Here is a 21,408-nt window from a genome sequence, read left to right as displayed (position 1 = left end):
AAAGCCTTGTCTGGATGAAGCTGAAACCCGAGCAATCGACTCCAGCCGCGCTCCCATGCTACCTGTTTTACAGCTCGCCGCCCACAAAACCCACCGGCTGTCACTCTCTCGTAACGCGCCCCACATCGGCCAATCGCGCCAGAATCTACCGCATCGCCTCACTCGAAAGGATCGCCGCGCTATCCGCAGGCAACTCCACAGAACCATCCTTCACCACAACGCCAGCCTTCGAAGCCAGCAACAACTGCGCCCTCCTAGAATGAGGAAGCTCCACCTTCTCCGCTCCAAGATTGCACATCACCGTCACCACCCCACGCTCGAAGATCAGCCATCGCCGCCTCTCGTCGAAGCTCGCCCTCACGTGTCCCACCGCACCATCGTTCAACGCCACAGACCCGCGCCGCAACTGAATCAGCCTGCGATACCAATCCAGCATCTCCGCATGGCGACCCTCATGAACCTCCTCCCAATTCAACTTCGAACGCAGAAAGGTCTCGACCTTCTCCGGATCAGGAATATCCTCCGGCTTCCATCCAAACGCCGCGAACTCACTCCGCCGCCCATTCTTGACCGCCTTCGCCATCTCCGGATCGTCATGGTCCGCGAAGTACAAAAACGGAGTCGACGCGGCATACTCCTCGCCCTGAAAGATCATCGGAATAAACGGCGCCGTCATCACGATCGCCGCCGCAACCTTCGCGCGGTCGAACCCCACCACCTGATCGACTCTATCGCCAACCGCACGATTGCCCACCTGATCGTGATTCTGGATATATCCCAGAAAATGATGCGGCGACAGATCATCCGCCGGCCGCCCATGCGAGCGCCGCCGATACTGCGAATAACTCCCATCCTGCACAAAGTTCTTCGTCAAAGCCTTCGCCAGCTTTTCCAACGTGCCGAAGTCCGAGTAGTACCCCTTCCCCTGCCCCTCCAAGGCAAGCACCGTAAACAACGAATGATGAAAGTCATCGCTCCACTGCGCATCCATCCCATACCCGCCACTCTGCGCAGGTGTGACAACCCTGGGATCGTTCAAATCACTCTCGGCGATCAGTACCAGCCGTCGTCCCAGCTTCGCCGACAACGCCTTCACCTCAGACGAGAGCTGCTCCATAAAATGAACCGCCGACCGATCGACATACTCATGCACCGCATCCAGACGAAGTCCATCGATGTGATACTCCCTCATCCACATCAGCGCGTTGTCGCAGAAGAATCTCCGCACCTCATCGCTTCCCTCGCCCTCGAAGTTAATCGCCCCGCCCCACGGAGTATGGTGCCTCTCAGTGATGTAAGGCCCATACTTGCCCGAGTAGTTCCCCACCGGTCCGAAGTGGTTATAGACCACATCCAGCAGCACCGCGAGCCCGCGCGCATGGCACGCATCCACCAGCCGCTTCAACCCATCCGGCCCACCATATTGTTCGGTCACCGCAAACAGCGCCGCCCCGTCATACCCCCACCCCTGCCCGCCCGGAAACGCAGCCACCGGCATCAACTCCACATGCGTAATGCCAAGCTCCACCAGATATCCCAGCTTCTCAATCGCCGAATCAAATGTCCCCCCCGGCGTAAACGTCCCCACATGCAGCTCGTAGATCACAGCATGCGAGAGCGCTGGCGCACTCCAGCCTCTGTCGTTCCACTGGAAAGCCCCATGGTCATACAGCCGCGACAACCCATGCACTCCATTCGGCTGCCACTCCGACCGCGGATCAGGCCACGCCTTCGGATCCTCTCCAATCACAAATCCATAATCCGTCCCAACACCGGCCTCTCTCACCGAAGCACTCCACCATCCGTGCTCGTCAGGCCCATTCAGCGGATACGTAACATCGCCAATCTTCACACCAACCTTTGAAGCCACAGGCGCCCAAACTGAAAACTTATGCATCAGCGATCTCCCCCAACCTCTTCACGCGCCAGCAGCGCCACCGGAAAATCCTTCAACAGTCCCCTGACTTCGACCTCGCCACCCTCAACCATCACTCCCGTCAGACGATTCCTCCATCGTCCCTCAGGCAATGTCACCACTGTATCCCTCCACGCTCCGCCCAACTTCACGATCAATCTCGGCACCACCGTCACCACATCCTCGCCCCGCAGATACGCAATCACGTGGTCATGCTTCACTCCATCCACCATCAACGGAACATAGTCAGCCTCCGCTCCAAACGACGCTGGCCGCTCGCGCCTCAGTCGAAGCGCCTTATGAATCGTCCACATCTTCGGCAGCCCCTCCTCGGCCCTCGCCATCACCTGCGCCGCCGCATCGCCGCCATTCATCTGCTTCAACTCCTGCAGCAGCCGCTGCCGCAACGCGTAGTCCACCGGTCGCCGATTATCCGGATCGACCAAACTCAAGTCCCACAGCTCCGTCCCCTGGTAAAGATCCGGCACACCCGGCGCCGTATACTTCAGCAGCGTCTGCGCCAGCGAGTTCACCCGCCCCGCCTCCAGAATCCTCTCCACAAACTGCTGCAGCTCCCGCTGAAACGGCGCATAGCTATAAGTGAACTCAATAAATAAATCCAGCGCGTCTTCAAACTCCTTGTTATTCGCCACCCAGGTCGTCTGCTGCTTGGCCTCCCGCATCGCCTTCAACATATACGCCTGCGCACGATCCATCGGCAGCGGCCACGCCCCAATCAAAGTCTGGTAGAAAAAGTACTCCGTATTTCGATCCGGCAACGGCTCCACCCCAGGCTTGCGCGCGCGAAACGCATTGTTCATCCGCGACCACCGCTGTATCGCCGCGCCAAACTTCCCCGGTATCTCCGACAGCACCGCCATCCGCGCCCTCACATCATCGCTGCGTTTGGTGTCGTGCGTCGCCAGCGTAGTCATCGTGCAGGGGTGCGTCTCCTGCATCTTCCTGCAGTACGAATGAAACTCCTCAATGCTCAGTCCATTGCGCCCCGGATCGCTCCCCACCTCATTCATTCCCGTCAACCGGTTGTAGCAATAAAACGCCGTGTCCTCCACGCCCTTCGCCATCACCGGCCCGGTGAACTGCTGGAACCTCAGCAAAAACTCACTCTCCAGCTTCCCCTTCACCTCCATCGTCAACACATCTCGAAGAAAGTCGAAGAGCCCCCCGTCGATATCCTGCCGCTTCTCCTTCGCACACTCCGCAGCCTGCGTAATGTACTCGCGATCCTCCTCTGTAATCTCTTCCCGCTCCGGCACCACATACGTCCGATAGATCGCGAAGCAAGCCGCCACCTCGCGAATCGCACGCCTCACCTCTGCCCTCGTGTAGTCGCGCTCATCGCGATTCGCCTCGCAGATCTCCACAAAGATCGACGTCAGTCGATTCACATCGCTCCCCAGCGCCTCCTGCGACACGTTGATCTTCTTCTCATGCGCAATCGCAGAAAAGTCCGTAGGCTGTCCCGTAAAATCCGCATACACCGTGGACAACTCCATCATGCCCTCAGGCGCCACCAGCACTCCCGCCGCAACATTCAGAAAGTCGTACCCACTCGTGCCTTCAATCGGCCAATCCTCGCGCAGAAACTCACCCGGCTCCAGAATCTTCTCCCCGATCACCCACGCATCCGGAGCGCGTTGGCGCAGCCGCTTGAAGTACTCCTTCGGATCCCGCAGCCCATCCGGATGATCCACCCGCACGCCATCCAAAACGCCTCGTCGCAGCCAATCCAACACCAGCGCATGCGTCTCTTCAAACACATACTCCCGCTCCACCCTCAGCCCAATCAAAGTATTCACGTCAAAGAACCGCCGATAGCTCAACTGCTGATCCGCCGTCTTCCAATAGGCCAGGCGATAGTTCTGCTGATTCAAAAAATCATCCAGAGCATCCAGGTTCTCGTTCAGGTCCGCCATCGCCCGATCCATCGCATCGAGGATTGCCGGCTCCTCCGCGCACAACCGGTCCAGCAGCGTAAACAGCACCACCTTGTCGCGATGCCGAGCCAGAATCGTTCGCCGATCCACATACTCCGGCGCCGGCAACCGTCCAAACGAAGCCGCAAGAAAGCTCAGCGTATCCGACTTTGCATACTCCGCCGCCCGCGCCAGAATCACCGGCAGCGACTGCGGAGACACCGGCAGCGACTGCCCCGAACACTCCACCTGAAACTTCACGCCGCGCCGCACCACCTTGATCCCGCCCGTCTGCAGCACCCGCCCATACTGATCCCCAAGGATCGGCACCAGCACCTTGTCCCGCAGCCGCTCCTCCTGCGGCTGCCAGTCGATATCGAAGAACGAAGCATACCGGCTCGACGTTCCATTCTCGAGCACATCCCACCAGAAGCGATTCTCCTTGCCCAGCGACATATGGTTCGGCACGATGTCCAGCACCTGCCCCAACCCCGCCTCGCCCAGCTTCTTGCAGAACCGGTCATGCGCCGCCGCGCCCCCCAGCTCTGCATTCACCTTCTGATGATCGACCACGTCATATCCATGCATACTCCCCGGCGCAGCCTGCAGATAAGGAGAGCTGTAGACATGCGAGATCCCGAGTTCATGCAGATAGTCGGCGATCCTCGCCGCATCGTCGAAGGTAAAGTCTTTATGCAGTTGCAGTCTGTAAGTAGAACCTGGAATTCGTAGCATCATCAACCAATCGAAAGTTAGCGTTCAGGAAGCAAGGCAGTAACATTCACGCAGATATTCCGCACAAAAAAATCCAGGTAACTCGTTAGAGACGCATTTACTTCCGTTGGTTGTATTCACCGCCGGCGACGCAATCCAGAAACTCCCGCGTGCAGGCCCGTAGCAATGAAACCACCCGCTACACGATGCGAAAGCACTAAGCCCGGCTACTGAGCCCGACGACGCAATGCGGGTCTTGCTCGAGCCTGCTGCTCAGGCGACCACAGACCCGACATCGCAAAAGCAGCATGGATCAACGCAATATGCGATAGAGCCTGGGGAAAGTTCCCCACCATCCGCTTCTCAATAGGATCGTACTCCTCCGACAGCAGGCCGGCATCGTTGCGCAGCGCAAGCAGCCGTTCGAACATCGCCTTCGCATCTTCCTTCCGTCCAATCAACCACAGATTCGTCACCAGCCAGAAGCTGCAAGCCAGAAACGCGCCCTCCCCTCCAGCAAGCCCATCCTTCGTCTTCTTCGTATCGTATCGTTCCACAAAGCCATCCTTCATCAGCCGCCGCTCGATCGCCTCCACCGTGCCAAGTATCCGCGGATCATCCATCGGCAGAAATCCCACCAGCCCAATCAACAGACACGACGCATCCAGCTGCTTCGACCCATACGACTGCACAAAGCTGTTCAGCTTCTTATCGAACCCCTTCCTGCAAATCTCCCGATGCAGCATCTCGCGATTCTTCTTCCACCGCTTCACATCGCCCTTTCCGTCGAACTGCTCATGATGCTTGATCGCCCGATCCAGCGCCACCCAAGCCATCACCTTCGAGTGCGTAAAGTGTTGCGCACCTCCACGTGTCTCCCATATCCCCTCATCCGGCTCCGGCCACACCTTACACAGATGATCGATCAGAGCCGCCTGCACCGAACTCGCCGACACGCGTATCTCATCCTCGGCCTGCGGAATTCTCGACAACGCCGAAGACACCTCGCCAAACACATCCAGCTGAAACTGATCCACCGCCGCGTTCCCAATCCGCACCGGCTTCGAACCCTCATAGCCCGGCAGCCAGTCCGCCACCCACTCCACCAGCTGCCTCTCGCCGCAGATCCCATAGATCGTCTGCACCTGGTCCGGCGCCCCGGCGATAGCTCGCAGCAACCACCTCCGCCACTCCACCGCCTCATCCATATAACTGGCCTGCATCAAAATCAGCAGCGTAAACGAAGTGTCGCGCAGCCAGCAGTAACGATAGTCCCAGTTACGCGACCCGCCAATCCTCTCCGGCAGCGACGTCGTCACCGCCGCCACAATCCCACCCGACGGCCGATACGTCATCGCCTTCAGCGTAATCAGCGAGCGCTCCACCGCCTCGGCATACGGTCCCCTATACGCATTCCTCCGGCTCCACTTCGTCCAGAACCTCTGCGTCTCCCCGAGCGCCTTATCGACAGAAAGCTCACGCGGCAACTTCTCCAGAGACGAAGAGTTGGTCAGCGTAAAACTCATCGTCTCCCCCTTCCGCACCGTGAACTCACTCCGCGTCGTCATCCCCACACCACGCAGCCGGGCCTTCGTCCTCAGCGTAACCATGTCCGAACCCGCGATCGCCCGCACTCCATCTTCAATGCGCGTCACCCACGGCACCGTCCTTCCGTAGTCAAAACGAATCGCCAGATCCATCTGCATCGACACCCTGCCGCGAACTCCACGCACGATCCTCACCACATGAGAGTGCTTCTCGCGCGGCGGCATAAAGTCGATCAGGCACACCTCGCCCTCTCGCGTCTCAAACGTCGTCTGCACGATCAGCGTGTGCCCTTCATACTCCCGCCTGATCGCCTTCACCTTACCCTTCGGAGCAATCTGCCAGAAGCCGTGATCCCGCGTCCCCAGCAGCGCGGCAAAGCACGCAGCAGCAGGAAATGACGGCCAGCAAAGCCAATCGATCGACCCCTCCTTCGAGACCAGAGCCGCAGTCTCGCAGTCCCCTATCATGCTGTAGTCTTCAATCCTCGAACCATGCAAAGCCCCATGTAACGATCCATGAAGCAATCCATGCAAAGCTCCATGTAACCTCTCGTGCACCGACCCAGCGACTTTCTTCTTCTGCTCCGCCACAAAACCTCCCAACTCCGGCGTATTCACCCCGCCAGCAACCACATACCCCACAACCCGCATCTCTCTAACAACGACTAACGACAGGTAAGATGCACACAACAATAAATTCAGATCAGGCAAGGAAGTATGCCTGCGAAGATTTCCCCGAGGCAACTCCCGAGGCAAACTGAAGACAGCAAAAGACAGCGAAAATCTCTCCCGACCGCCTCTCCCGCTCTCGCGCGCTATCACAATCGGCAGTACACTCACGGCAGCAACACTTCCTGAAACGACAACCAGTTATTCGCAACCTGAGCCACCGCCAACCGAACCGAGAAAGTCCACATCGCACGATGGCCTCCGCAGACACAAATATCGACCTCACCTCCAACGCCATGCCTGCAACCACAGCGACGACGACAGCGACGACCGCAACCGGCAGCCTGCTCGTCAGCCTCGTTCCCCTCTCGCAGGAGGCCTTCGAAGCCACCCTCTCCAACCTCGCCCTCGCCTTTCCCAACGACACCGTCCTGGTCGCCACACCCGACACCGCCCCTCAGCTCTCCTCCGGCAGCCCCCTTCGCCTCATCCCCTACACCCCCACCGCCGTCTCCGCCACCCCCTGGGTTCTCACCGCAGCCGACTATCTCAACACCTACAAGCTCGCGCAGGAAAACCGCGTCTCCAGCTGCCTTCTCCTCGGCGCCGAATCTCAGTCGCTCAAACCCGAAACCATCCGCACCCTCGCCAGCTCCACCCTCACCAACGACCTCTCCGTCGCGCACTACGACCTCGGTCCCCGCGAAGGCCTCGTCAACTCAGGCATCCTCTACCCGGTCACCCGCGCCCTCTTCGGAACGCGCCCCCGCTTCCCCCTCGCCATCGACCTCGGCGTCTCCCTCCGCATGGCCGGCCGCCTCGCCGCCACCGCGCAACGCTTCACCGCCGCCTCGCAGGACGACTCCTTCCTCTGGCCGCTCGCCGAAGCCTCCACCGCCAACTTCACCATCGCCGAGGTCGAAGTCACCCCGCGCACCATCCCGCAACCCGCCAATCGCGACCTCAACAGTCTCCTCGCCCTCATCGCCGGCTCCCTCTTCGCCGACGTCGACGCCAAAGCCTCCTTCTGGCAGCGCGCCCGCGGCACCCAGCCCGCCGCTCAGTTCGCCGCCCAGCCCCTTCCCCAAACCACCCATATCGCCGAGCCGCCGGACACCGCCCCCATGCTCGACGCCTTCCGTCTCGCCTACACCAACCTCCACGAGATCTGGTCCCTCGTCCTGCCGCCCAACTCGCTCCTCGGCCTCAAAAAGCTATCCATGCTCCAACCCGAAAGCTTCCGCATGCCCGACAACCTCTGGGCCCGCATCGTCTACGACTTCATCCTCGCCTACCGCCTCCGCACCATCAACCGCGGTCACCTCCTCGGCGCGCTCACCCCGCTCTATCTCGCATGGGTCGCCTCGCACCTCACGCTGATCAGCACAGGCACGCCGCCCGAAAAACACGTCCAGGATCTAGCCGCAGCCTTTGAAACCGACAAACCCTATCTCGTATCGCGCTGGCGATGGCCCGACCGCTTCAACCCATAGAAAAAGCACCATAGAGAAAGCACTTCAACAAAAAAGCTCTTTGGAACAAAAAGCGATCAAAAAAGGCCAGCACCCGTAAGGAGACCCTCTCATGTGGCAACAAGTCGAACAGGCACTCCGCCAATCCGCTCACCAGGTCCTCTTCAAACTGGCGAGCTTTCTCCCGGCCCTCATCGCTCTTCTGCTCGCGCTCGTCATCATGACCGCCATCGGCATGGGCCTCGCCGCGCTCCTTCGCCGCTCGCTCACCGCCGCCAAGTTCGACGAGCGCCTCGCCCGCAACTCCTCAGCCACCATCTCCGACTGGTCCCCCGCCCATAGCCCCACCGCTCTGCTCGCTCGCGTGGTCTTCTGGGGCTGCGTCGCCATCGGCTGCTTCATCGGCATCTCCGCCTTCGACGCCGCCTTCCCCGGCGAATCCCAGATCTCCCTCTTCGTGCTCCCCTACCTCACCCACTCCATCGGAGCTGTCCTGCTCCTCATCGCCGGCACCCTCATCGCCCGCTTCCTCGAGCGCTCCGTCCTCATCGGAGCCGTCAACGCCAAGCTCCAGTACGCCCGCTTCCTCTCTCTCGGCATCAAGTGGCTCGTCCTCGTTCTCACCGCCGCCATGGTCCTCGATCACCTCCAGATCGGCGGCGCCGTCGTCGAACTCGCCTTCGGAATCCTCTTCGGCGGCATCGTCCTCACGCTCGCCCTCGCCGTCGGCCTCGGCTCCCGCGACATCGTCAGCCGCTCCCTCGAGCGCAGCGCCGACCTCCGCTCCAACCTCGACCCCATCCCCGGCGATCCCGACTACAAATCCACCACCACCACCGAACCCCTGCGCCACTTCTAGCCGCCGTTGCCGTTGCCCTTGCCCTTGCCGTTGCCTTTGCCTTTGCCTTTGCTGTCATCCTGAGCGCAGCGAAGGATCCCGAAACCTTCCACCCACCCATACCGTTCGAACCTTCCAGCCCACACACCAACCGTTGTCCTCCCTTCCCCCCACAAAAATCGTCATCTCGACCGGAGTCGCGCAGTCTCATCGCGCGACGCAGTGGAGAGACCCCCGCATTTGCCGTTGAACTTGCCGTTGTCGTCGCACTACATCTCGAATCGCAAAAAAAACGCATGAAGATCACAACCCATCAAGCTTCCCTCTCAACCGGCACGGGCATACTATAGGTCTTCGTCATCTCGATAACCATCCCGACTCCTACGGGCCATCTCACAAATTCATCCCCAAATTTGGAGAACCAAACATGGCAACGAAAAAAACCTCCACCCCCCACATCGCAGCCTCCCCCCGCACCGTCCTTCCCGGCAGCGAAAAAAGTCCCTTCCGCCCAGCCGCAGCCGACCCCGCCGGCGAAAAGCCCGCACCCTCCGGCGGCAAGATCACCGTCTCAGTCATAGTCCGCCGCAAGACCCCCCTCAAAGCCGCCAACCGCCTCGGCAAGCAACGCCTCACCCGCGCCCAATACAAGCAAAGCCACGCCGCCGACCCCGCCGCCGTGAAACTCGTCCGCACCTTCGCCAAAGAGTTCGGCCTCGCCGTCGTGCCCGACCCACTCAGTCTCGAATGCCGCATCATCAAGCTCGCCGGCACCATGGCCGCCATGCAAAAGGCATTCGGCGTCACCCTCACCCACAAGACCTACGACGGCGCAACCTACCGTGTCCGCCAGGGCAGCATCACACTCCCCGCCGAACTCGTCGGCCCCGTCGAAGCCGTCCTCGGACTAGACAACCGCCCCCAGGCCCAGCCCCACTTCCGCATCGCAGGCCAGCGCGGCGACCTCGCCGCCAACGCCGCCCAGGCCGGAGGCTTCGCCCATCCCCACATCGCCATACCCAACGCCGCCGCAACCAACATCTCCTACACTCCGCCCCAGATCGCCACGCTCTACCAGTTCCCCGCCAACGCCTCCGCCGCCGGCCAGACCATCGGCCTCCTCGAGCTAGGCGGCGGCTACAAAACCGCCGACCTCACCGCCTACTTCAAAACCCTCGGCCAGAAGCCCCCCAAAGTCACCGCAGTCTCCGTCGACGGCGGCAAAAACAGCCCCAGCACCGTCAACAGCGCCGACGGCGAAGTCATGCTCGACATCGAAGTCGCCGCCGCCGTAGCCCCCGGCGCCAACATCGTCGTCTACTTCGCCCCCAACACCGACCAGGGTTTCATCGACGCCGTCGCCACCGCCGTCCACGACACCACCAACAAGCCCAGCGTCATCTCCATCAGCTGGGGCGGCCCCGAATCCAGCTGGACCGCCCAAGCCCTCAACGCACTCGACGCCGCCTGCCAGTCCGCCGCCGCCCTCGGCATCACCATCACCGTCGCCGCCGGAGACAACGGCTCCACCGACAGCGTCACCGACGGCCAGAACCACGTCGACTTCCCCGCCTCCAGCCCCCACGTCCTCGCCTGCGGTGGAACCAAGCTCCTCGGCAGCGGCTCCTCCATCACCTCCGAGGTCGTCTGGAACGAGCTAGCCAACAACGAAGGCGCAACCGGCGGCGGCGTCAGCAACTTCTTCCCCCTGCCCACCTGGCAGGCCAACGCAGGTGTCCCCGCCCCCACCACGCCAGGCGGAGGCCGAGGCGTCCCCGACGTCGCCGGCAACGCCGACCCCTCCACCGGCTACACCATCCGCGTCGACGGCCAGACCCTCCCCATCGGTGGCACCAGCGCCGTAGCCCCCCTCTGGGCCGGCCTCATCGCCCTCGCCAACTCGCAAAACGGCAAATCCGCAGGCTTCCTCCAACCCGCAATCTACGCCGCCAAAGGCAAAGCCGCCTTCAACGACATCACCTCCGGCACCAACTATCAGGGCACTCCAGTAGGCTTCATCGCCGGCCCCGGTTGGGACGCCTGCACCGGCCTCGGCTCGCCAATCGGCACAAAAATCATCTCCGTCGTAAACCCCTCCGCCTCCACCACGTCGAAAGGCGGAAAGAACAAAGGCAGCAAGAAAAAGCCCCTCCGCACGCGCCCCGCACGCAAGCCTCACGCCGTAACCAACCGCCGCAAAGCCGCTGCCGGCAAACGCAGATAAATCCCCGATAAATCAAAGACCCTCCGCCCGGATCAATCATCCAGGCGGAGAGAGCAGCTACTACTACATGTTGTAGAAGAACTCTTCGTAGACCACCTTGCCGTCCACGACCTTGTACACCGCAACCTCTTCCATCACGAAGCGCCGGCCGTCCGGTTTGAATGTCACATCCAGTTTGAAGGTGCACGCAAAGTGCGACCCGGCCACCAGCGGTCCCTCGACCGTACAGGAGTGAACCTCATGGTTTGCCGCCCACCACTCCCCCTTCCCCTTCACCGCCGCCAGTCCCTTCGACTCGCGCGACCCTCCCGGAGGCGCCCCAGCCTCCATGCTCACAATCTCCTCGGAGTACAAGCTCCCCGTTGCCTCCTCAAACTTTCCCTCCCGGCAAAGCCCAACCAACTTATCTGCCAACTCCTGTGTCGTCATAACCTGTGTCTGCGTCGTCATAATGCTTCTCCTTTTTCTAAACTACCGTTCGTCAAACCCCGCCAGCATAACGCAGCGGCCGCGTCGCTGGCTCGATCCCATTGGGACGATACCCTGATACCCCTAAGACGCAAGGCCACTCAAAAAGGCCACCCGGAATCCTCCAGAATCGTACAGAATCCTCCCGATCCCCGGCGGCCTCTCTCCTCCAGCCACCCGTCCTTACTCGCTCGGATACAACGCCGAGCAAGCCTCCTTCAGCTTCTCCACAGCCGAATCGTCAGCGGTGCTCGTCGTCACAAACGCAAGTCCATGCGGACTCTGCATCCCGCTCACAATCGGCGTCAACAGCCCAAACGCCAGGTCCAGCTGGCCCACAAATCCAGGCGCCGCGCTGCTGCCCGCAACCCCAGCCGAGTACGCTATCCCAGGAACAAACACCTTCTTGCTGATCTTGTACGTAATATCCTTCGCCGTGTCGCTCACCAGCAGAAACCCGTCGGCATCCGGCGTAAACAACGTGTCATCCACCTGCGGCTGGCCATACGGCGAGCTCAACGGAACCTGCAGCACGCGCTGCTGCGTCAATCCCGGATTGCTCACAATCACCAGCTCCGAATCCCCCTGGCTGTCCAGCACCAGGTTCCCGCCCGGCGCCGTCGTCATCGAATCCGGATCCTGCAGATTCAACGTCACCGTCTTCCCCGTCAGAATGTCCGTCGCTGCCGCCGTTCCTTCCAGCACCGGCGTCACCACCACCGTCGTGCCCACCAGCGTCGCTTGCACGATCGCCGGCTCGCTGTTTGGATTGTGCGCAGGATTCGACGCGCTCAGATAGGCCTTCCCATTGCTAAACGTAATATCGTCGTAGCCCCCGCCAGCCTGCGGCGGTGCCGCAAACGAGTACAGCGTCGTCTGCCGCGTCACCGGATCGAACACCACCAGATTCGGATTCGCATCTTCGTTCTGCATCACCCACAGCTTGTGCGTGTAGGGATTCACCTTCATGCCGTCGTTATGTCCCTTGACCGTAAAGCTGTAGACCTTCTGGCCCGCGCGCGTATACTCCACCACCATATTCGTCTTGCCATCGGCGCCCGTCGGGTCGTTGCCATCGCCGTAAGCAATGTAGACATGGTCCTGGAAGACCGCAAGCGAGTCCGGATGGGTGTACTGCCCCACCACACCAGTGGCGAAGACGCTAAGCGTATAACCATCTGCGGCCAAAGGAGCATTGGCCTGGCCAAACGCCGGGGCAACGCCAAGCAGCATGGCGGCGGACGCAACGGACACAACTGACGCAACCAGAGCGTTGCGCGAGATCATCGGAGACGGTACGGTAGACATGGTGAAACCTCCTGAATCAATTGGGCGGAAGAGTTGGGCAGCGGAAAAATTGCGCCGAAGAGTTGTGGGACAGAACAGCTACTTCAGAGCGATACTCCTCCGATGGATGCAACGCAGCATGACTGCCAGATGAATTCTTCGTGACCCGTGTAGTCCTATCAAAAACTGTGCAAATCTCCCCGCTGTTGCCTTTGCAGTTGCCGTTGCTCTTCTGGTTGTCATCCCCGAAGGGGATCTGCGGTCGCTTTTGCAGTTGTCGTTGCTTTTGCAGTTGCGGTTGCGGTTGCGGTTGCTGCTATCTTTACTTCCACCCACTTACTTCCACCCAAGAAAAATTCGCCATCTCGACCGAAGCAGTTCACAGCGTCACCGTGAACTGCGCAGTGGATTGCGGCCACAGCTCTCAGTTGCAGCGAACCGATTCATGCTCCGGTATCCGTCAAGACCCCCGTATTTGCCGTTGCCCTGCCCTTCGTCGTCATCCTGACCCTGAGCGAGCCGAAGGGGAAGGATCCGACACCTTCCACCCACCCATACCATTCGAACCTTCCAACCCAAACACTCCAACCGTTGCCGTTCTTTCCCCCCACAAAAATCGTCACTTCGACCGCACCCACGCAAGTCACCATGCGTAAACTAACCCCACCATGAAGCCCCCAGCACTCACCCTCCTGCTTCTCCTCTCCACCCTCGCCGCCGCGCAGCGCGCACCCCTCATCGGCATCTTCGAATCCTCCGCCTTAGACAACGGAAACAACCAGGGCCAACCCGGTATCCGCGTCCTCTTCCACCAATCCGGCCGGCTATGGCGCTCCTACAACGCCCTCTGCCAGGACGAAGCCTGCCTCAAGACCATTCCCCACGTCTTCCCGCCCACCACAGCATGGAACCTCATCAAAGACGGCAAGCCCGTAGCCATGGTCATCGCAAACACTCCCGCCGCCTACCGCTTCTACTCCGAGATCGGTGTTCAGGCCATCACCAACCCAGCCGCTGTAGCCCACCTCGAGCCGCGCCCCACACCCGACCAGCCCGACCCGCCCCACACCATCCTCGCCACCACCCTCCCCACCCTGCACGACCCCGACAACTGGCAACCCGCCGCCCCATTCCCACTCGACGTCACCCACGTCCGCCAAACCTTCCACAAACTCTACCCCCACCCAAAGAACTGCACGCAAACCACCACCAACGCACCATCGAATTACCACGAATCCACCATCACCGACGACCAGATCGCCCCCGGCTCCTCCTACGTCTCAAACAAAAACTGGCGCATCCTCGAGGTCACCCTCAACGGCTACCTCTGCGACGGCCCGCCCGACGACGCCTGGATCAACCACTGGTTCGCCATCTCCCCTACCGGACAGGTCCAGCACCTGGGCCGCCTCCTGCGCCTCGCCGGCGCCGCCGACTTCGCCCACGAGGGCCACTCCGAAGTTCTCTTCCAGATCGAAGGCGGCAACCAGGCCGGCTACACCCTCTTCTACGACAGCTTCACCCACCAAACCCAAGCCCCCGTCACCCACCACTAACCACTCACCGAAAAACGCCGTCATTCTGAGCGAAGCAAAGAATCCCCGTATTTGCCGTCGCCGTCGCCGTCGCCGTTGCCGTTGCCGTTGTTCAGCTCTTCGCCGTCATCCTGAACGGAGTGAAGGATCCCGAAACATTCAACCCACCCATACCGTTCGAACCTTCCAACCCAGACAATCCAACCGTTGCCGCTCTTCCCAACAAAAATCGTCATTTCAACCGGAGCGGGCCACCGTTTCATCGTGGCCGCTCCATGGAGAAACCCGCTTCCCCTCACACAAAGATCCCCTAACTCTTCCCCCCGCCCATCAAATGAGTAGCATGCGTAACAGCCGCCCCGGCACGAAGCGCAGCAGCCACCAAAGCCGTCTCAGCCAACTCCTCCTGAGTAGCCCCCGCAGTCACCGCAACGGCTCGATGAATCTCCAGGCAGTACGGACACTGCGTCGTCAACGCCACCGCCACCGCCATCAACTCCTTGTATTTCTTGGGGACCACCCCATCCTTCAGCGCCGCCTTATCGAACGCCCAGAAAGCCTTCATCGCCTCCGGAGCGCCCTCCCCCAGCACGCTCAGCTTCTTCAAATTCGCCATGTCATACATCGCATCTCTCCCATCCAGTGTGAGATATCTCAAGACCGCAGTCTGGCCCACCACTAGTCACTCGATTCCCAGCCAGTTTCGGCCCACAACCCAACGCCGTCAACCGAAAGATACCCACAAAGACGGATACCCGAACCCACCCCGAAGATCTGTCAACCCCCCAAACGACGAAACCCCGCGCCAATCCAGCGAAATCACGTGGCGTATCAGTTCCTCTCCATCTTCTATAATGGATACAGCGGTAGAAATTTAATGGATACAGCGGTGAAAAACAAGGCACAGCCGCCGCCTTCTCCCCCAATCTCCGCAGGCACCGATCCAACGTCGCGCAACCTATTGAAAATAAGTATTTTGTACGCAACCCATTTGGTTTGAACACTTTGCAGCCACCAACCCCCTGCAAGCCGCTCAAACTAAATACCTTACTCCCAAAATACCCCAAGGGGGGAGGGGGGTACCGGGCCCCAACGTTTCCTCCCAACCCACGAAACTTCGTCTATCCTTATGCAACACCGCTCATGACCAGCCAGCCTCAGATCGTTGGCAGCTCCCCCATCCGCAAAGAGGGACGAGACAAGGTCCTCGGCCGCGCCCAGTACGTCGACGACATCACCCTCCCCGGCATGTGGTTCGGAGCCACCGTCCGCAGCACCATCCCCCGCGGCCGCATCACCTCCATCGCCTTCGACCCCACCATCCCCTGGAACGAATACACCATCGTCTCCGCCGCCGACATCCCCGGCGAAAACTGCATCGTCCACCTCACCAAAGACCACCCCTGCCTCGCCGTCACCCACGTCAACCACGCCGAAGAGCCCATCCTCCTCCTAGCCCACCCCAACCGCTCCGTACTCCCCGCCGCCGTAGCCGCGGTCCACATCACCTACGAAGAACTCCCCGCCATCTACTCGATAGAAGACTCCGAAAAAAAAGACCAGATCATTTGGGGGGAAGGCGAGCAAGCCAACACCTTCAAGACCTACCTCATGCAGAAGGACCAGAAGCCGATCCCCGACGAGATCTGGCAGACCGCCGACTACATCGTCGAAGGCGAGTACCGCACCGGAGCCCAGGAGCAGCTCTACATCGAGAACAACGGAGTCATCGCCGAGTACGACACAGAGAAGGGAGTCACGGTAAGAGGCTCGATGCAGTGCCCGTACTACCTCGTCCACGCCCTCGAGCTGGTCTTCAACCTCCCCGCCGAGAAGTGCCGAGTCATCCAGACCGAGACCGGCGGAGCCTTCGGCGGCAAGGAGGACTTCCCCTCCGTCATCGGCAGCCACGCCGCCCTCCTCGCCATGAAGTCGGGCCACCCCGTCAAGCTCTGCTACGACCGCGCCGAAGACATGGCCGCCACCACCAAACGCCACCCCAGCCGCACCCGCCACCGCACCGCCGTCAGCAAGGACGGCAAGCTCCTCGCCGGCGAGATAGACTTCGCCATCGACGGTGGAGCCTACGCCACCCTCTCCCCTGTAGTCCTCTCCCGAGGCACCATCCACGCCCCCGGCCCCTACCACTGGCCCCACCTCACCGTCCGCGCCAAAGCCGTGGCAACAAATATTCCGCCCCACGGGGCCTTCCGCGGCTTCGGCGCACCGCAAAGCATCTTTGCGCTCGAACGCCACATGGACAAGATTGCAAAGGTAGTCGGACTCACACCGGAAGAGCTGCGCCGCCGCAACTTCCTGGGCACCGGCGGCCACACCGCAACCGGACAGCTCCTCAAAGACCCCGTCGATATGCAGCACCTGCTCACGCGAGCACTCGAAGAGTCCAACTACCACGCCAAACGCGAGCAGTTCGACCGCGAGAACCCAACCAGCACCATCAAGCGCGGCATAGGCTTCGCCTCCTTCTTCCACGGCGCAGGCTTCACCGGCTCCGGCGAGCGCCGCCTCAACTCCCTCGTCGAGATCGAGCTCACACCCGAAGGCCAACCCCGCCTCCTCGTCTCCTCCACCGAGTTCGGCCAGGGCACCAACACCATCCTCTGCCAGATCGCCGCCCAGACCCTCCACCTCCCCTACGACCAGATCCTCATCGCCCAACCCGACACCGGCCAAGTCCCTAACTCCGGCCCCACCGTAGCCAGCCGCACCGCTATGGTGGTCGGCAAACTCGTTGAACGCGCCGCGCAGTCCCTCCTCGCCACACTCGCTCCTTTTTCGTCATCCCGCAGCGCAACGGGGGGATCTGCCGTTGCCTCCGAGCCGCCTCACGACTTCAGCCCCGAAGACTTCCGCCCCGCGGCGCTCCACTATCTCGCCGAGCACGGCTCCCTCAAAACCGAGGCACGCTACCAGTCTCCCGGCGACATCTTCTGGGACGACGAGACCTACAGCGGCGAAGCCTATCCCGCCTACGCCTGGGCCGTCTACGTCGCCGAGGTCGCCGTCGACACCACCACCTACTCGGCAAGCGTGACCAACTTTTACGCCCTGCAGGAAGTAGGAAAGGTCCTTCACCCAATCCTCGCCGCCGGCCAGATCGAAGGCGGAGTTGCCCAGGGCGTCGGCTACGCGCTCTACGAAAAATGCATCTGGAACAACGGCCGTCTTGCCAACAACCAGATGACCAACTACATCATGCCCACCAGCGCCGATGTACCGCCCATCCACGTCACCTTCGAAGAGATTCCAAGTCCCCACGGAGCCTTCGGCGCTAAAGGCATCGGCGAACTCCCCATGGACGGGCCCGCACCCGCCATCCTCAACGCCATCGAGCACGCCACCGGCATCGCCTTCACCGAAATCCCACTCCTCCCGGAAGACATCTTCGAGCGCATGACCAGTGCACCCGGAGCAGGCAGCGAGTCGCTAGATCCCGCCATTGCCGGTCCCGTCTTTAGCGAGGCCACCGCATGACCCCCATTCAACTCACTATCAACGGTCAGACAAAGTTCATCGAAGCTCCTCCGATGAAGCGTCTCCTCGACGTTCTCCGCGAAGACCTACACCTTACAGGAGCAAAGGAAGGCTGCGGCGAGGGGGAATGCGGCTCCTGTTCGGTTCTGATGAATGACGATCTGGTCAACTCCTGCCTCGTCCCCATCCTTCAAGCGGAAGGAGCACGGATTACCACCATCGAAGGCGTCGCAATCACCGAACAGCTTCACCCAATCCAGCAGTGCTTTCTGGAAAACGGGGGAGCACAATGCGGCATCTGCACTCCCGGCATGATCCTCGCTACGCATCACTTGCTCAAAAAATATCCGCACCCTACATCGTTACAAATTCAGGAAGGCCTCTCCGGCAATCTCTGCCGCTGCACTGGCTACATTCGTATCTTCAATGCTGTGCAGGCCGCAGCTCTGGCCGGAGTCGCCGAATAAATGCGCTCCAACATCACCCAATACGAGCTCGTCGCCCCAAAATCGCTCGACGCAATTCTTCAGATCCTCGCCGACTCGCCCGATCGATACACGCCCATCGCCGGCGGTACCGAGTTGATGGTAGCGCTAGGCGCAGGGCGTCTTCAGCCCAAAAAACTCGTCTCTCTCTGGAACCTCGAAGAGCTTCGCTTCATTGAAGTCACCCCTGACGCTATTAGTATCGGTGCCGGCACCACCTTCACCGACATTCGCAACCACCCCATCATTACAAGCGAACTCTCCCTTCTCCCTCAGGCCGCGAGCTGGACCGGCTCGATTGCGAACCAGAATCGTGGCACCATCGGCGGCAACATCGTCAATGCCAGCCCCGCCGCCGACTCCCCTCCCGCCCTGCTCGCTTACGACGCCACCGTCACCCTCGTCTCAACTCACGGCAGTCGCACAATTCCTTACCGCGACTTCCACCTCAGCTACAAGAAAACCGCACTCGCCCCAGACGAGCTCCTCCACAGCATCACCCTCTCACGTAACTTGATCGGTTACAAAACCTACATCCGCAAGGTAGGGACTCGAAACGCCCAGGCCATCTCGAAGGTCGCTATCGCTGCAATCGCCCGCACAAATCGTGGCGTAATCGAAAGCATCCGCATCGGAGCCGCCAGCCTGCGCGAGACTCCTGCCCGCCTCATCGCCACCGAACAGTCTCTCCTCAACCAACCTGTAACGCCTGCCACTATCGCCGCCGCCCGCAGCGCATTACTGAGCGAGACCCTTCCCATCGATGACATCCGCAGCACAGCAAAATACCGCGCTGCAGTTGCCGCCAACCTCCTCGAAGAGTTCCTGGACACCCTCTAACACATCCGGAGAGAACCTCTACCCAAACAACGCACGCGCACGTTCCAGATCTTCAATCGTATCCACATCCAACTCCCCGCCGGCCAATGCGACACAAGGCGCCGACCGCAATAGATTCTTTGCGCCGGCATCGCCCCGCAACTTCATCAGATCCTCAAAAGATGCCGCCGGAAAATAAGCTGGCACTCCTCTCCACCCGGCATATGCTGACCCTGTTACCTCTCCCGAAGCCGACAAAGTTCGCAAGTGTGTAGCCGTTACAGCCGGCATATCACAAGTCATCAATACACAGCCATCCACGTCTCGCAGAGCCCCCACACCGACTCGCACGGAAGCACCCATCCCCTCGCTCCAGCTTTCATTTATCAAAACCTCAGCGTCCCCCAACTTACACGCCGCCTCGATCGATTCCGCCGAAGCCCCCAACACCACAATCACCGGTGAGAACCCAGCCTCATGACCAACCCTCACCGAACGTTCCAACAGATTTTCCGCTCCAACCTTTACCAGTTGCTTCGGCTCCCCCAGCCGCCTCGAAGCTCCAGCCGCGAGAATCACCGCGCCAATGCGCCTCACGCAACGTCCAGCGCACATTGTTTTTGCAGATACCGCGCCGCGCCACCCTCCGCCAGGTGTCTCTCAACCTCCTGCGGTGTCAACCTGCGCGAAGCTCCCAGTTTCCCCATGCAGCATGCTTGCACCTCCGCGATAACCGCGAGAGCAATAGCCTGAGGCCCGTCCCCACCAAGGTCCAATCCCACCGGCGCATAGATACTGTCGCAGCATGCACCGACAGTCCACCCCAACATCGCTGCAGCCTCGCTTACCAACAACGAACTCCGGTGCCGCGCCCCCAGCAGACCCAGGTACCTGGGATGCAACGGCAACACCGCCGCCAGCAGTTCCCTGTCCTGCTCATAACTATGTGTCATCAGCACCACTGCATCGTCCTGACGAATCGACCGAACTTCACTCGACGCAGCAGATGCCGCGACTACCCGCTCTGCCTCGGGAAACCGATCCGCGCGAGCCATCTGCGCCCGTCCATCCAGCACCGAGACGCTCCAACCCAGGAGAGCCGCAATGCTTACTACCGGCTTCGCATCATCGCCCGCCCCCAGAACGAACAACCGCTGCGGAGCCGTGATTCGTTCCACAAAAACTCCCGAGTCTGAGTTGTCAATTCCACCCTTCAGCACGCCAGCTCTCGCCTCGACAAGTTCAAGCTCTGTCAGCCCTTCGCTGGCAAACGTAAAGTCCCAGTTGGCAGCCAACACCGCACGTTCCAATGGCCTCCCTATACGTGGCAGCCAGGTCAGCACCGTTACTTCGTCCCCTAGCAGCGCACCCTCCAGTGCCGTGAGTACAACTCGGCACTCAGGAGTATCGACAGGTTCGATCAGCAGATCGACAATGCCGCCGCACCCTAACCCAAACGGCATCTCCGCCGTATCGTCAAACATCGTCGAATACCGTTCCATTATGGCGCCCTCCCGAATCAGCCACGCTGCCTTGCGCACCACTTCGGCCTCCAGGCACCCTCCGCTGATCGTCCCGGCGTATTCTCCTTGCTTGCCCAGCAGCAGGCGGGCTCCAGGACGTCGATAACTCGATCCCTCGGTCCGCACAAGCGTTACCAGAGCAACTGCTCCTCCCTGACGCCACAGCCGAACGATCTGCCGACCTTCTCTCATGCCAGAAGTCCTCTTTCCATCGACTCTAACTCCCATTCTCCACGCCGACAGTCTCATCTGTCCATCAAAACGGAAGGCACCAGAGCACCCGATCACTCCCAGAATGAGCTGCTCAAAGCGTAAGAATCGCTCCTGTAATTAGGGGTGAACCTTCGCGAAGGGACCGGTGTGTCTCCCGGAGAAACCGTCTCCCTGCTCGCGCTCCTGCCGGGAGCCTTGCTCTAATCTCGCCAAAAACTCAACCGTCCAGAGGCGTCTGCAACTGCCACTTTATAGGTAGTTCCCCCA

The 21,408-nt window shown here is 60.7% G+C and carries 16 protein-coding genes; 7 read left to right on the top strand and 9 right to left on the bottom strand.

Going from position 1 to position 21,408, the window contains the following annotated elements; genetic code table 11:
• Positions 1 to 145: 145 nt before the first annotated feature.
• The 3 genes from treZ to HDF09_RS18545 all read right to left on the bottom strand — a co-directional run bounded on the left by treZ (position 146) and on the right by HDF09_RS18545 (position 6,764).
• Entirely contained in the window at positions 146 to 1,897 is a 1,752-nt protein-coding gene (gene treZ, locus HDF09_RS18555; RefSeq protein WP_183768945.1) for a malto-oligosyltrehalose trehalohydrolase, read from the bottom strand.
• Positions 1,897 to 4,590 carry a malto-oligosyltrehalose synthase gene (treY, locus tag HDF09_RS18550; protein WP_311719967.1) on the bottom strand — a complete coding sequence of 898 codons (2,694 nt, stop codon included), beginning with the start codon at positions 4,588 to 4,590 and terminating at the stop codon, positions 1,897 to 1,899. The genes treZ and treY overlap by 1 nt, the downstream gene beginning before the upstream one ends.
• 203 nt (positions 4,591 to 4,793) lie before the next feature.
• Positions 4,794 to 6,764, bottom strand: coding sequence for a glycoside hydrolase family 15 protein (locus HDF09_RS18545; RefSeq protein ID WP_221270203.1), 1,971 nt, complete (start codon positions 6,762 to 6,764; stop codon positions 4,794 to 4,796).
• Positions 6,765 to 7,036: 272 nt separating this feature from the next.
• Here HDF09_RS18545 and HDF09_RS18540 point away from each other — a divergent pair, with 272 nt between their 5' ends.
• The 3 genes from HDF09_RS18540 to HDF09_RS18530 all read left to right on the top strand — a co-directional run bounded on the left by HDF09_RS18540 (position 7,037) and on the right by HDF09_RS18530 (position 11,316).
• Complete coding sequence (locus tag HDF09_RS18540) at positions 7,037 to 8,275, top strand: hypothetical protein (RefSeq protein ID WP_183768944.1); 1,239 nt, start codon at positions 7,037 to 7,039, stop codon at positions 8,273 to 8,275.
• 91 nt (positions 8,276 to 8,366) lie between these two features.
• Complete coding sequence (locus HDF09_RS18535; RefSeq protein WP_183768943.1) at positions 8,367 to 9,113, top strand: hypothetical protein; 747 nt, start codon at positions 8,367 to 8,369, stop codon at positions 9,111 to 9,113.
• 406 nt (positions 9,114 to 9,519) lie between these two features.
• On the top strand, positions 9,520 to 11,316 hold the full coding sequence (locus HDF09_RS18530; RefSeq protein ID WP_183768942.1) for a S53 family peptidase: 1,797 nt from the start codon (positions 9,520 to 9,522) through the stop codon (positions 11,314 to 11,316).
• 63 nt (positions 11,317 to 11,379) lie between these two features.
• Here HDF09_RS18530 and HDF09_RS18525 read toward each other — a convergent pair whose 3' ends face one another.
• A complete protein-coding gene (locus HDF09_RS18525) occupies positions 11,380 to 11,766 on the bottom strand; it encodes a nuclear transport factor 2 family protein (protein WP_221270202.1) in 387 nt (128 codons plus the stop codon).
• Between the two features lie 201 nt (positions 11,767 to 11,967).
• Positions 11,968 to 13,092, bottom strand: coding sequence for a hypothetical protein (locus HDF09_RS18520; RefSeq protein WP_183768941.1), 1,125 nt, complete (start codon positions 13,090 to 13,092; stop codon positions 11,968 to 11,970).
• A gap of 647 nt (positions 13,093 to 13,739) precedes the next feature.
• Here HDF09_RS18520 and HDF09_RS18515 point away from each other — a divergent pair.
• Complete coding sequence (locus HDF09_RS18515) at positions 13,740 to 14,627, top strand: hypothetical protein (protein WP_183768940.1); 888 nt, start codon at positions 13,740 to 13,742, stop codon at positions 14,625 to 14,627.
• 20 nt (positions 14,628 to 14,647) lie between these two features.
• Here the strand turns inward: HDF09_RS18515 and HDF09_RS18510 are convergent, their stop codons facing one another.
• Complete coding sequence (locus HDF09_RS18510; RefSeq protein ID WP_183768939.1) at positions 14,648 to 14,869, bottom strand: hypothetical protein; 222 nt, start codon at positions 14,867 to 14,869, stop codon at positions 14,648 to 14,650.
• A 47-nt stretch (positions 14,870 to 14,916) separates the two neighbouring features.
• Positions 14,917 to 15,264, bottom strand: a complete 348-nt coding sequence (locus HDF09_RS18505) for a carboxymuconolactone decarboxylase family protein (protein ID WP_260181774.1) — start codon at positions 15,262 to 15,264, stop codon at positions 14,917 to 14,919.
• Positions 15,265 to 15,749: 485 nt separating this feature from the next.
• Between HDF09_RS18505 and HDF09_RS18500 the strand changes: the two genes are divergently transcribed.
• From HDF09_RS18500 to HDF09_RS18490, 3 genes are read left to right on the top strand one after another with little or no spacing between them, the layout of a single operon-like run.
• Positions 15,750 to 18,101: a xanthine dehydrogenase family protein molybdopterin-binding subunit gene (locus HDF09_RS18500; protein ID WP_183768937.1), complete on the top strand. Its 2,352-nt coding sequence runs from the start codon at positions 15,750 to 15,752 to the stop codon at positions 18,099 to 18,101.
• Entirely contained in the window at positions 18,098 to 18,568 is a 471-nt protein-coding gene (locus HDF09_RS18495) for a (2Fe-2S)-binding protein (RefSeq protein WP_183768936.1), read from the top strand. The genes HDF09_RS18500 and HDF09_RS18495 overlap by 4 nt, the downstream gene beginning before the upstream one ends.
• Positions 18,569 to 19,426 carry an FAD binding domain-containing protein gene (locus HDF09_RS18490; RefSeq protein ID WP_183768935.1) on the top strand — a complete coding sequence of 286 codons (858 nt, stop codon included), beginning with the start codon at positions 18,569 to 18,571 and terminating at the stop codon, positions 19,424 to 19,426.
• A gap of 18 nt (positions 19,427 to 19,444) precedes the next feature.
• Here HDF09_RS18490 and HDF09_RS18485 read toward each other — a convergent pair whose 3' ends face one another.
• Both HDF09_RS18485 and HDF09_RS18480 read right to left on the bottom strand, forming a co-directional pair.
• Positions 19,445 to 20,002: a nucleotidyltransferase family protein gene (locus HDF09_RS18485; protein ID WP_183768934.1), complete on the bottom strand. Its 558-nt coding sequence runs from the start codon at positions 20,000 to 20,002 to the stop codon at positions 19,445 to 19,447.
• On the bottom strand, positions 19,999 to 21,120 hold the full coding sequence (locus HDF09_RS18480; protein ID WP_183768933.1) for an XdhC family protein: 1,122 nt from the start codon (positions 21,118 to 21,120) through the stop codon (positions 19,999 to 20,001). Before HDF09_RS18480 ends, HDF09_RS18485 begins: the two co-directional genes overlap by 4 nt.
• Between the last annotated feature and the right edge of the window lie 288 nt (positions 21,121 to 21,408).

It is taken from the genome of Edaphobacter lichenicola (assembly GCF_014201315.1).
Lineage (GTDB): Bacteria > Acidobacteriota > Terriglobia > Terriglobales > Acidobacteriaceae > Edaphobacter > Edaphobacter lichenicola_B.
The sequence above is the reverse complement of the archived record's forward strand: the minus strand, read 5'-3'. Positions and strand labels throughout refer to the sequence as shown.